8 protein-coding genes are annotated in these 13,626 nt (G+C 39.7%); 1 reads left to right on the top strand and 7 read right to left on the bottom strand.

All coding sequences use genetic code 11. The annotated features are described in order from the left end of the window. Positions 1–256: hypothetical protein (locus Q8907_05730; GenBank protein ID MDP4273766.1), on the top strand; the 256-nt coding region annotated here is incomplete at its 5' end. Here Q8907_05730 and Q8907_05735 read toward each other — a convergent pair. From Q8907_05735 to Q8907_05765, 7 genes are all read right to left on the bottom strand, one after another. Then, positions 251–3,403, bottom strand: coding sequence for a two-component regulator propeller domain-containing protein (locus Q8907_05735; protein MDP4273767.1), 3,153 nt, complete (start codon positions 3,401–3,403; stop codon positions 251–253). The genes Q8907_05730 and Q8907_05735 overlap by 6 nt on opposite strands. A 33-nt stretch (positions 3,404–3,436) precedes the next feature. Next, entirely contained in the window at positions 3,437–4,399 is a 963-nt protein-coding gene (locus Q8907_05740; protein MDP4273768.1) for a hypothetical protein, read from the bottom strand. Positions 4,400–4,506: 107 nt separating this feature from the next. Next, positions 4,507–5,919 carry a PKD domain-containing protein gene (locus tag Q8907_05745; protein ID MDP4273769.1) on the bottom strand — a complete coding sequence of 471 codons (1,413 nt, stop codon included), beginning with the start codon at positions 5,917–5,919 and terminating at the stop codon, positions 4,507–4,509. After that, on the bottom strand, positions 5,916–6,845 hold the full coding sequence (locus Q8907_05750) for a type IX secretion system membrane protein PorP/SprF (protein MDP4273770.1): 930 nt from the start codon (positions 6,843–6,845) through the stop codon (positions 5,916–5,918). The genes Q8907_05745 and Q8907_05750 overlap by 4 nt, the downstream gene beginning before the upstream one ends. A gap of 13 nt (positions 6,846–6,858) precedes the next feature. After that, entirely contained in the window at positions 6,859–10,896 is a 4,038-nt protein-coding gene (locus tag Q8907_05755; GenBank protein ID MDP4273771.1) for a gliding motility-associated C-terminal domain-containing protein, read from the bottom strand. A 102-nt stretch (positions 10,897–10,998) separates the two neighbouring features. Next, entirely contained in the window at positions 10,999–12,123 is a 1,125-nt protein-coding gene (locus Q8907_05760; protein ID MDP4273772.1) for an AI-2E family transporter, read from the bottom strand. A gap of 102 nt (positions 12,124–12,225) precedes the next feature. Continuing rightward, a partial coding sequence (locus Q8907_05765; GenBank protein MDP4273773.1) for a HAMP domain-containing sensor histidine kinase occupies positions 12,226–13,626 on the bottom strand: 1,401 nt, incomplete at its 5' end.

Below are 13,626 nucleotides of genomic sequence, written 5' to 3' on the forward strand. Positions count from 1 at the left end.
GGTTTTTCAAAGGAAGAAAATACTTGTCCGTAATTCCTATATTTTGTTCCTCTGGATTTTTGTCATTACCATTTTGATCGGTTTCTTTTCTCCTTCAGCTTCCTACGATTTGTTTCTGGTCCTGGCAATTCCAATGACTTTCTTATTGGCGCATTATTTTATGCAGATACGTGCGGTTTTTTGGGGTGAACTTCTAACCTTGTCCATGTTGAGTTTATTGGGTTATATCCAATATGTCCAGTATTACGGACTATAGTTTGATCCCCATTACCAACACGTCATCGATCTGGTCATAGTCTTCTTTCCAGTTTTCGAACGTGCTTTTAACCTGCTCAAATTGTTCGTCCATGGGCAACTGATAAATTTCTTTAAAGAGGTTCTTGAGCCTTACCATTTTGAACTTCTTGCCCATAGGTCCGCCAAATTGATCAGGATAACCATCTGAAAACATATAGATCAGATCGCCTTTGTTAAGGTCAAATTCATCTTCCTTGAAATTCTTTTCTTCTTCCCTCACATAATCACCGCCGACTGAAGTACGGCTTCCTTTGGAATATAATTCCTGCCCTTCTTTGAAAATGATGACAGGCCGCATGGCTGATGCAATGCGCACGTGATAATTTGAGGTGTTTATTTCGCAGACGATGATATCCATCCCATCATTGGATTTTTCGGCATCAATATTTTGATTAAGGGTAGATTTCAGTTCGGTATCCAGCCGGTATAGTATATCGGAAGGCGCCGTAACATTTTTTCTTAAACAAATATCTTTGATTAACGTAGTGCCAATCATCGACATGAAAGCCCCGGGAACGCCATGACCTGTGGAATCAGCACAAACAATAATGAACCGGTCGGTATCGATTTTATCGAACCAGTAAAAATCCCCACTTACAATATCCCGTGGTTTATAGTAAACAAAGGAACCTGAAAAATTATCTTCCAGTTTGGACACGGAAGGCAGAATGCAGGCCTGAATCCGTTGGGCATAATTGATGCTGTCAGTAATATCACGGTTTTTAAGTTCTATGACTTCTTTTTGTTCCACCACTTCACGGGTGCGTTCGTCCAATAATTTCTTCAGGTATTCCTGAATTTGTTTTTGTTTACGCTCTCTGGCTTTTATAATGGAATATACCAGGGTTACCAAAAAGACAAGGGCCAGGCAAATAAACCACCAGGTTTTCCAGAAGGGAGGTTTGATAATAAGGGTTAACCTTAAGGGTTGCTGGCTGCAGATGCCATCACTGTTATAAGCTTTTAAAAGGAAAGTGTACCTGCCATCTTCAATCCGGCTAAATAAGGCATATCTCGAAGAAGTCATTTCCGACCAGTTCAAGTCATATCCTTCCAGTTTGTACCGGTATTTAACCAGTTCAGGAGATTTAAAGTTTATGCCTACATAATCTATCCTCAACTTGTAAATGCCGTAAGGAAGTACGACTTTTTCAGTAAAATCGCAGGGTTTATCGGAAACTGTAACTCCAGTAATATTAGGAATAGGAGCTATATTGTTCTTTTTATCCATATCCGGATTATACCTCACCACTCCGTTGGTAGTACCAAAATAAATAGATCCGCTTTGGCTTTTGGCTACTGCGTTGTAATTGCAATCACCCACAATCCCCGCATCCATTCCGTATGTTTTTACCTGATGGCTAAAGATGTTTACTTTGCTGATTCCCATGCGATGGCCGGTAAGTATATTTTGCTTCCCGTCAAAAATAATACAGTAGCAATAATCCGATTTAAGGCCTTGCTCGGTGTTTAAAAGGGTAAATTTCTTTGGCGAAAGTTCAATCAGGCCGTCACCATAAGTGGCTGCCCATAAATTATGCCTGGAATCTTCGGTTATGGCCTGCATTTCAAACTCACCCATTGCTTTGGGGTTGTAACGGGAGTTTGCCTGTAAGGAAAAGAAACAGTTTGATTTTGTTGCCAACCAGAGGTCATTTTGGGAATCATTAAAAACCTGTTTAATATCATTGTGGGGCAGCCTTTCCAGGGTGCCGTAATGATCCCGGTGATTGTTTTTGAGGTTGAAAACAAACAATCCTCCTTTTGTTGAAACCCAAACCATTTCTCCTTTCCCGGAAATATGATTTATGGAGTTTTCAAGAGAATTTCCTGTTTCCTGGACTTTTTTAATCCGGTTCCCTTTCTCATTCATTGAATAAAGGCCGTTGTTTTCTGTTCCTATCCACAATGTACCCCGGCCATCTTCATATAAGGCCGTGATATTGTCTGCAGGCAAGCCGTTTGAAGTAGTATAAAATACAGCTTTCTTGTTGAATCCTTCTTCAGCTTTCATAATTACCTTTTCTCCACCAACCCATATTGTAGATTTATGGCAGGTTATAGAAAGGATATTTTTCCCGAGTGGCGTCTTGTCGAAATGATAAGCAGTAAAGACCTCATCGATCATACGTTCCATGCCGTTGCCATACGTACCAATCCAGATATTCCCTTCCCTGTCCTGAAATACCTGTTTTATTGCCTCGCTGCTCAACCCATTTTTCCCATCAAAATGGGTGATGCCTGAAAAAGTTTTAGCCTGCGGGGAATAATTTATTTTAAAAACGCCTTTATCGAAAGTGCTGAGCCAGAGATTATTCCCATTGTCCTGAAAAATATTCTGAATATTTTCGAACATCAATCCAAAAGAGGTTCCCAGGTTAAAAGCGTTGAAATTATTTCCTGTCCTGTTTAACTGGAAAATACCGGCATCTTCGGTGCCTATCCAAAAGGTATTGGAATGCTTCTTTTGTACGATACATTGTATTTTGGTAAAAGGGATCTGAGAAATCGCCTGAAGGGAGAAGGTTGCTTTCCCTTCTTTTTGATTCAAAGTTGAAAAATAAAGACCATTTTGAGTACCCATCAAAAACTGGCGGTTACCCAAATAAATCAGGCTGTAGATCAGCTGATTCGTAAGTCCGCTGTTGATTTTCTGGAATTTATGGTTGGGCGTAACCCGCACAATTCCACTGTTTTGTGTGGCAAAGTAAAGATTCTCATCTTCGTCTTCGCAAACATCATTTATTACACTGCTGTTTTGTTCTTTGGGGTTGATTATGGTGAAATGTACACCGTTGAAAAAGGTGATGGTTCCATCATCGTATCCAAACCAAAGGTCCCCCGATTTATCCTTGAATATTTTATTGACAATATTCGTGGGGATTGCTTCTTTTCTGAATTTACTGACGAAATTAATTCCGTCATATCTGCAAAGTCCGTCACCGGTGCCTATCCACAAATAGCCGTTTTTATCCTGGTTTAATGAATAAATGAAATTATGGCAAAGACCTTCTTCAATACCATAATGTTTAAACTTAAAAGTTTGAGCATTGGAAAAAACTGCGAAAAAAAGAGTAAATAATTCTAAAAACAAAAACCGTTTCATACGAATTTGTTTCAAATTATTGAATAGTAAAAATTATTTTGGTCTGACCCTGATATTATAACGGTATTTGGGTATGCCCCCTATAGGACTTACGTAGAATGGCATATATTCTCCAAATTGGTTTTTAATGTTGACCACAACATTATTGTTTTTTACAACAGGATTGAACCTTTTAATTAATTGTAAATCCAGGGAAGTATTTTTTTCTTCAGCTAATACCTTGATTTTGGTAGATGCCCAGTTATCCTGTCCTGATGTATGGCACATTTGTCCTTTACGGGCAACCGAAACAATCCGGATATAACCGTCATCATCCCAGTCAAAATTGGATATTTCCATGGTCACTGCCCTTTCGTCCACATAAGGATAGATGTGAGAAACCTGTTTAGGATCATCCCACATTCTGAAGGTATATTCAAAGGAAAAAGCATTGGCTCCTTCAACAGGTTTGTTTTCTTTTGGACTGGTACTAAGAAAATAACGGTACATATTGCCGTCATCACCCGAAAGTCCATCACAAATCACTTTAAAGATATATCCTCCATATTTTTCATAATACTCTCCTTCGGTGGGATTAAATGGGCCGAAGGTGTACCATTTTTTGTCATATTGGGGATTTGCACCAAAAACCTTTGATGCCAAAAGGTTCCCGCTTTTATAATTTCCCCTGGGTTCTGTTCCCTGGGCATCTTTGTTGGTATAGCATCCTCTCCCTCCGTAGACAGAATACATCATCTGGGTATCAAAGGATCCATTTAACTCATCCAGGCTCCCTCCGGTATCCGGATCATAAACCCGGATATAAATGGGTTTGTTAAACTTTTTTGGGATGATAAAAAAGAATGTTTGTGAGAAATCATCATCACCCCAGGAGGTAGCTGCTTTCGGCCCAAAAGTAATCAGATAAGGAATATTTTCTTCAGGTGCGGGCACTGATTGGGCAAAAATCTGAAAAACAGAAAAATTAAGTATTAAAAGAAAAAAAATTTTTTTCATTGCAGGGAAATTTATTTTGCTAACCAAGATCTGCTATTTACTAAAAATAAATTAAAAACATGTCTTTTATAATAAAAAACAGGTTCATGATTTTTAAAAACCCGCTGTTATTTATTTTTTAGAACCACAATCTTTTTAAACACACAGGTTTTTTTTGTTTCTCCGGTACTGGGCGCTTGTCCGATAATGCCCAGTTTTAATTTATAGTCACCTGGTCCCTTATAAACATGTTGAACAACCGGGCCCTTTGCTGCATCTCCATCTCCATAGTCCCAGAAATATTGAATTGCATTAAAATCTTTCAAATATTTGTCGGTTCCTGTGAAGGTAACAGGATTATTAACCAGACAACTATCACTGCTGATGATATAGGCCTGTTCAGGATCTTCGACCTTAAAGGAATAAGAGGCTTCATTCAGGAATATTTTTCCGGTTAAGGTATCTACAACATTTAACTGAACCTGGTAGTCGCCAACCCCTTTAAAACAGTGTTCTGCCTCCAATCCTTTCACCTTTGTCCCGTCACCCAAATCCCATACATACCGGAGGGTAGTCGTGTCTATATTGATTGAACCTGCTTCGTAAAAGACATAACAGTAATTGCATTTTTTGATGCTGTCGCAGGTATCAAACTGAGGGAAAGTGACGATAAACGAATAAATATCGTCTGATTTATCCCGGTCTGATGCAAAATAGCCGGTTTCAAAATTGCGGTCAATGATAAAGGAGTAATCGTTGAAAGCAGAATTAATGGGAGCCTCAAGAGGAACAGGTTCTTTCCATTCCCCGCTGTCTTGCTGTGAATAGTAGATATCATAACCGCCCATTCCTTTTCGGCCGTTTGAAGAAAAATACAATCTTCCGCTGCTGTGGTAAAAAGGAAAGAGTTCGTTTCCGGCTGTATTTATTCTCTTGCCCAGATTCTTAGGTTTACTCCACTGGCCCTTCTCAAGGGTACAGTAATAGATGTCCAATCCCCCATAACCTCCGGGCATGTCTGAAACAAAAAACAGTTTTTTCCCGTCTTCACTTAAACAGGGATGTCCCAAATTATAGCCTGACTGGTTGTATTTGAATAGACTAACATTTAAAATTTTACTACCGCTATGTGTAGCCGTGATGATTCCATTTCTATCAGGTGTTGAGGAATTCTTCGAAGGGATATTTCTTGTGAAATAGAATTTATTATCCCTGCTAAAAGTAAAAGGGCCTATGTTGAATGAACCAGAGAGGTTATCTGAAAAAGGAATGACCGAATTCCATTTTTGGTTTTTTACCCTTGCTGCCGTAAAAATATTGGTAAGGGGCAGATGATCATTTTTGCCTGAATGGACAACAAAAACTTCATTTTTGCGGTTCGAACAGAAAGCTATGCCATTCCTGTAAAAAACCGGAGCATATTCAGAATATTCCCTGGTATTAAAGGGAAGTTTTTCTATTGCATAATGTTCTTGTCCAAAGAGACTGGTTAGAGAGGGAAGGAATAAAATCAGGAATAGGACAAGGTATAAATTCTTCATTTTTCGCTTAAAAATTTTGGATTGATGGCATTTATCTTATAACCAAATTCATACCGCAACATAATTTCATGAGAACCGTTGTTGAATTTATTGATGTTCCCCAAAGTATAATCGTAAGAATAGCCCAATGTAAGCTGATCGCTCAGTTTGGCCTGAACCAGAGCAACCATCGCTTCGTTAATTCTGTATGAAAATCCCAGCCAGAGATGATCCCTGCATAAAAGAAAAGTATTATTCAGATCGATCTGTGCTTTTTTATGGTAGTAGCGCATCAACAAGGAAGGCCTGATTTTGAAATCCTGTCCGGATCCAATCAGATAACCCGAAGTGAGCATCAGCATATAATTTGAAAAATCATGGTATGCTTCAAAACCTTTTCCATAATCTTTTGTCCTGTAGCTGAGCAGTGTTGGGATGGAAAGTCCAAAGTAAAATTTACTATCCTGGTAATAAGTGCCTGTTCCAACGTTTGGCAAAACATAGCGAGTGGGGGCCTGCGTAAAAACCAAATCCCCTCCTTCATTGGCATCCACTTCATTCCAATTGGTGTGATAGAGGTCAACCCCCGCTTTTATACCCAGAGCCAGTTTCCCTTTACCCATTTTTATGCGGAAAGCATAATTTCCATAAAGGCTTGAATTATTGGTGACGCCATATTTTTCGTTAAAAATCAGCAGTCCTAAAGCAATCTTATCATTTTTTAATGGAGAATGAGCGCTAAATGTTTCACTTTCCGGAGCCCCGTCTATTCCTATCCATTGTTTGCGATAGATCAGGCTGGTGCTCAGTGCTTCGCTGCTCCCTGAAAAGGCAGGATTAATTGCCAGCCCGTTGAGCATATATTGACTATATACCGGCATAACCTGAGAGAATCCCCTCAGGCCAAACAGGCAAAAAATCAATATGCATCCTGCTAATTTTTTCACAGTTATTTACGTTTTAGCGCTTGATAACAACATATCCGCTATATGAAAATTTCTCATCAACTTTCAGGACATAATAATAAGTATCCTCCGGAACAGGTTTCCCCCAATGATCGGTCCCATCCCAATCGTTCTGATAATTATCAGCTTTAAAGATTTCTACTCCCGATCGGTTAAATACTGTAAGTTCATTGGATTTTGAATTGTCCAAACCCAGTATTACAAATTTATCATTTTTCCCGTCATTGTTGGGAGAAAAACCTTTAGGGCTTTTGATATCTTTTATGGTTAAGGTAATCGTATCGGAAGTAACACTACACGAGCCATTGACAACGGTCCATAAAAATTTGCTTTCCCCGAATTTCAAGTCACTAATTAATGAAGTCGGGCTGTTTAAGTCATTAATAGTGCCGGATCCTGATACTTTTGTCCATGTCCCTGTGCCCGCATTGGGAGTCAATGCCTTCATGTTGGTTTCAAACCTGTAATGCAGGACAGTATCATTACCGGCCATTGCCTGATGAGGTTGTTCGTAAAAGGATACCGTCACCTTGTCGGAATCTTTGCATATCCCGTTTATTTCGGTCCAGGTAAAGGTTGGAATGCCATATTTATTAACCTCAACCCTTGTGTTTGGATCATGTTTATCGGTAAAGACTACATCGTAGGGCGTTGACCATGTTCCTGTCCCTACGCTTGGAATGGCTTTAAGTTTATAAACCGGCCCGCAGGTGTCGGCTGTGATTCCGGCATTTGCTTTGGGCACTTCGTAAACTTTAATTTTGGCCATACCCTGTTTGTCGGTAGCTGAACAACCATATTTATCACGCAGGGAGGTGATGGTATAAGTGGAACTCAAAACCGGTTGCACAACCTTAGCCCAGGGATTGCCATTTGTAATACCCGTTTCATGATAACTGGATGTGCCGTCGGAATAAGTCAAAGTGAAAGGATTGTTGCCCGAAAGGTTGAAATTTAAGGTTCTTGATTCACCTTTGCAAATGGTATCATCCAATGTTGATATGGAACCTGTGGGCAGGGGATTTATGCCAACAGTGACTTTCTGGCTGATATCCTGGCAGCAATCGTTCAATCCCGATTTGACTATACGCCGGTAAAAAGTAACTGATGTAAGAGGTACGGAATAAAAATCCCTGGTATTTTGTCCGGTTTCGCTCCACTGGTATGCATCCGGGCTCTGTTGCCAGGAATAGGCATATTGGCCTTCATTCCCATAAGTCGGTGTTGAGCTTTTTAATGTATCACTTGTGTTATAACAAATATTATGGTCATTGGGCAGAATATTGTTCTGAATAGCAGGCAGGACGGCAATTTTAATTTGAGCACTGCTGTCTGTACATACCGACGAAGTTACAGTTCTTCTGAAATATCTGGAATCCGAAAGAGTTGACGGCTGAAATGACGGCTGATTAACACCTGTAGTAGTCCATGTTTTTTGATCTTTACTGGTTTGCCAATTGTACGTGTAATTTGAATTATCACCTCCCGTTGCCACTTTACCTGCAATAAGTTTGGGCAATCCCCCAAAACATATTATTGAATCGTGCGAAACCAATGTATTTACCAAAGCGGGTAAAACCTGTACCTTGATTGAAGTACTGGTGTCCCTGCAAACCTGGTTTAGCCCTGAAACGGCCACTCTTTTGAAATAGGAAGTAGAATGAAGGGTATCCGACTGAAAATTCTGCAGATAATTTGGGCTATAGGCCGGTTGCCAGTGGTTTGCATCATAACTCCTGAACCAGCTATATTGGTATATCCCTGAACCCCCCGAAGGTAATGAACCGGTTGAAATTATCGGGATGTGCCCCTCACAGATTAAGTCGTTCCCACTTATCTGATTGTTGGTAATCTTTGGTAAAACAGTAACCGTAACCAATTTACTGGTGTCTTTACAACAGGAGTCGTTGCCCGAATAGACTATCCTCCGGTATTTTAGGGTATTGTAAAGTTCTGCTCCGGCATAATAATCAACGGAATTATTCCCGGTGGAAGGAATCCAGTTTGAAGCGTCACTGCTTTGTTGCCAATTATATTTGTAAAGTCCCGTCCCCCCCTGCAAGACTTCTTTGCCTTTTAATGTATCGGCTTTTTGATTAAAACAGATAGTCTGGTCTGGAGTAAGATTATTTCCGGATATCAGGTGTAAAACATTCATCTTTACGGTATCGCTTAAATCAATGCAGTTCAGTTTCGAATTGATTGTGGAGATAACTGTTCTCCGGTACAGGGTTGTGTCATTCAGAACTGTGGGAGCATAATTGATATTAGTTCCGCCATCCGGTGTATTCCAGGTTGTTTGTTTCAATGTCTTTGATTCCCATTGGTAGGCCAGGGTACCATATCCTCCATTTGCCGTACTGCCGTTCAGATTTTTGGGCTGTTGGCCCTGACAAATTGTTTGGTCGGCTGTGATCAGATTGTTTTTAATTTCAGGAATAACATTTATTTCTATTTCTGTACTTGTATCAACTACTGATCCTGAGGTAACTATGCGCATGAAATAGGTTGAATCGGTCAGTGCCGGAGGGGCATAATTCATCTGATTATTTATACCCGGGGCCTCTGTCCAGGTGGTGCTTTTTGTTCTCTTTTGCCAGCTGTAGGTATATTCCCCGGTTCCTCCCCTGGGTTGGGAACCGTTCAGGGTATCCGGTATTTGCTGGTAACATATGGTTTGTGGCGAAGCAATGGTATTAAAAAGAAATCCATTTATGGGAAGTATGACGGAATATATACCCTCGCTTAAAATGGCAGGATTCCCGTTGGTAGCGTGATAAGTAACCGTACTTTTTAAATTGGTGCCTGCATTCCCGCCTGTAAGCTTTAGTTTTATATTGCCGGGAAGTGTACTGCCTGAGAAGTTGAATGAGCCTCCGCCTCCGCCTCCGCCAGGTCCTGTTTGATAATAGGTATTATTCGTATTTCCTCCGTTTCCTCCTTTACATTCTATATTGATATCTTTTGAAAAGGATACAGCATCTATTGTGACCATCCCACCGCCGCCGCCACCACCGGCGCCAGCGGTGGCAATCCCTTTGGCATTTTCACCATTGCTGCAAATGGTATCATTGTTTCCGATTATTTTCTGGGTAAGAATGATTACAGCCCCGCCTCCGTTTCCTCCGCGCGTTGCGGTATCCTGTGAATTCTGGGTGCCGGTTCCTCCTCCGCCTCCCAATAAAAGCCTGTCCTTTTTATCAAAAATATAGTTTGTTATTTTTCCTCCAATTCCACCGCTAACGGTGTCATTTGAAATAATACATTCGGAAGTTTGAATGCCTCCAATTCCACCGGAATGTATGCTGGCACCGCCGCCACCGCCGCCGCCTGAAAATTTTCCACCGCCGCCGCCCCCGCCGTTTTCAACCTTACCTGTTCCTTTGGTATAGGGGAAATGAACGGAAATAATCCCTTCTCCTTTTCTTCCTGCACTGTCCGTGGAATTTTCGGTAATATAAGACAGATTATCGCTTTGATGGTAACAGGAATGGTTAAACAGGTCGGTACCCGGCGAGGCACCCCTGAATCCTTTTGCACTTACATCGATATTGTTGTTGAACAATACTGAATCTTTGGCTACAAATGAGAGGATTCCTCCAGTCTTTCCATTCCATGGCCGGCAGGTGAGTTTCCCGGTAATTTTTGCCGACTGATAACCTGGAACCCTGATCAATTGGACAGGTTCATCAGGATCATAAGTTTGAAAGGATTCGGTAAAGGAAATCTTTTTTTCAGGTATATTGACAGAACGCACCAGCAGGAACTCGTATTTTCCAACGGTAAGGGTATTGTCGGCCACTGGATTATTAAGATCAGGTATTCCAACCCCTTTCATCTGAACCAGAAGAACTGTATCCCGCACGTGAAAACCGGAAATGTCGGTAACAGTCACATCCTGATTATCTGTACCTAAGGCTGTGACTTCAGTATAAATATTGATAATATCTGAAATGGGGACTTGGGCCTTTAAATGGGAACTGTGAATGGTTAATGTTAAAAATAGTATAATTAAATACCTAAGGTTTTTCAAAATAAAAAAATTTAGGTTGAAAAAGCCACATAATAAACAACATTAACAAATATATGAATTTAGAAAAATAAACAAATAAAAAGTAAGATTTTTTTAAAAAAGCTACTGTTTAGAGTTAGAGAAAAATTTACTTTTTACCTTGTTCCAGAAATTTTTGATGTTTTCAATAGTCAGTGCATGCCGGCGGGTTCCGGTGACACCCAATAGAAAATAATAGGGTTGCAGGTTTTTTTGATATTTACAGATGATACTCAGCATGGCCATAATCGGGACAATAGCGAACATGCCGGTTATCCCCCAGACCATGCCTCCTGCAATAATCCCGATGATGATGACCAGGGGGCTTAATTCCAAATTAGATCCGACTATATTGGGGGTAAGCAGATTGTTTTCGATGAAATGATTGAAAATGAAAAGGAGTAATACCCTGAAAGCATCTATCGGTGTGCTTGTAAGTAATGTAAAGCTGATCGGAATCAGGGAACCAATTAAGGTCCCGAAATAAGGGATGAAAGTAAAACAAGCCGCCAGTGCTCCCAGCATAAACGGATACTTTATGCCCAGTAAATAAAGCCCTGTGGTGTTCATCATACAAATGATGGCCACCACGATAGAAATACCTCCCATATAATGAGTTGCTACCATTGATATTTCCTTAAGTATTTTTATTGCAATCCTTTTTTTGTGGCTGGGAATAAGCTTAAGGAAAAAGTTAGCCAATTTTGTCCTGTAATATAAGAACAGGAAAATATACACCGGTAAAATTCCTATAGTGAACAGGGTGCTGGAAGCTGCGGAAATTAGTCTTGTCATGAACGTATTTCCTGAGGCGAATAGTCCTTTAATTTGTGCACGGATAAATTCAATCAGATGGAATTCTGAAATATTGAATTTTTCAGCCAGCAGGGCTTCTATATCATCAATATTTTTAAGTGCCTGAGCTTTAAATAAAGGGAAAGTATTGGCGAAGTGTTCCATCCGTTTATAAATCAGGAGGCCTACCCAGAATAGTAAATTGATCAGGAGGAATATACTAATTAAGATGGCAATGATTCTTGGGAAATGATTCTTTTCCAGAAAATTGGACAGGGGAAACAGCATATAGGCAAAGAGCATCCCTAAGATAATGGGAGAAAGGAAACGTTTGGCTACAATGATTGAATAAAGAAATAAGATCAAAGAAAGTAAATAAAAAGTTACTTTCACCGGAAATGGGTAATTCTTCATACAATAAGTTATTAAAAATGAATAAATTCAATCCTCACTTTGGTTTTGTCAATTATCAATTTCAACTGTTTTCTTATTCACCTTATCCTGAAAAAAGGAGAATTACGATGCAATCAAAGGCAGTACAATAATGAATGTGGTTCCTATACCTTGTTGGGTTTCATAGTCAATTTTACCCTGAACATTTTCAATCGTATTTTTTACAATAGCTAATCCCAGGCCCATTCCACTCGATTTGGTGGTGAAATTGGGTTGAAACATCTTTTCCCCTACTTCTTTGGGTATTCCTTTCCCATTGTCCTGTACTTTAACAATAACTTTTTCCTGGTTTTTACTTAGGTCTATTTTTATTGTTCCTTTAAAATTAGTCGGGAAAGCCTGGATAGCATTTTTTATCAAATTATTGAAGACCCTGGAAATTTGTTCCTGGTCTGCATAAATCATCGCATCTTTATTTTCATGCGTATTTACTTCAAATATAACATTTTCTGTGTTTTCAAAAAGACTTACACAGGTTTTTATTTTGGGGATCAGATCAAAGGTTTCATAATTTGATTGAGGCATTTTGGCAAAGTTTGAAAACTCAGTAGCAATTGAGGAAAGCGTATCTATTTGTTCAATAAGTGTTTTTGAAAAACGTTGAAGCTGTTCATCCCAATTGGGAATCCCATCTTTCCAGGCACGTTGTAAATGCTGGACACTAAGTTTCATCGGGGTAAGAGGATTATTTATTTCATGAGCCACCTGCTTGGCCATTTCCCTCCAGGCCGACTCCCGTTCCGATTTGGCCAGTATCTCTGCACTATTCCTCAATTCTTCCAGCATGTGGTTATATTCTTTTACCAGACTGCCGATTTCGTCTTTCTGGTTGTAGACAATCGGTTCATTTTTCTTGGCCAGGTCAACCTGCCCGAGTTTGTTCTGGATGATCCTTAATGGGAATGTAATCTTATTGGATACGAAAACGGCTAAAGACGTCGATAGTAAGAGCAACAATACATAAATATTCGCAATGGTTACAATCAGGCTTGAAATTTCCCTGCTCAACGCATCTTGTTGAGTAAAGTAGGGCAGATTCAAATAACCCAGAACCTTATTCCCTTTATTCATAAATGGGACATAAGCAGAAAGGTATTGCAGTTTCCCGATATTTTCATTATGGACAAATTCGGCTTTTTTCTTCTCAATAAGCTGCTGGTATGCGGCAGCATTTATTTTTGTACCAATCAACCCCTTTTCAAATATCTCAGGACGTGAAGTTGCCAGCAAATTTCCCTGGGTATCGTAAAGATTAATATCTGTATAAAATACATTGGATAATTTGGAAAGTAACTCATTCAAATTATCATATTGATTTGAATACCAGTCTGCTGTAAGTTTGTTTTCTCCTCCTATATTAGGAAGTAATTCAGAATTAACCGATTGTATTTTTTCGTGGATAAGTTCCTGAACTTTGTTTTTATACTGTTGTACGCTGAAATATATGGTGCCTCCTCCTACAAA

The organism is Bacteroidota bacterium (genome assembly GCA_030706565.1).
Lineage (GTDB): Bacteria > Bacteroidota > Bacteroidia > Bacteroidales > JAUZOH01 > JAUZOH01.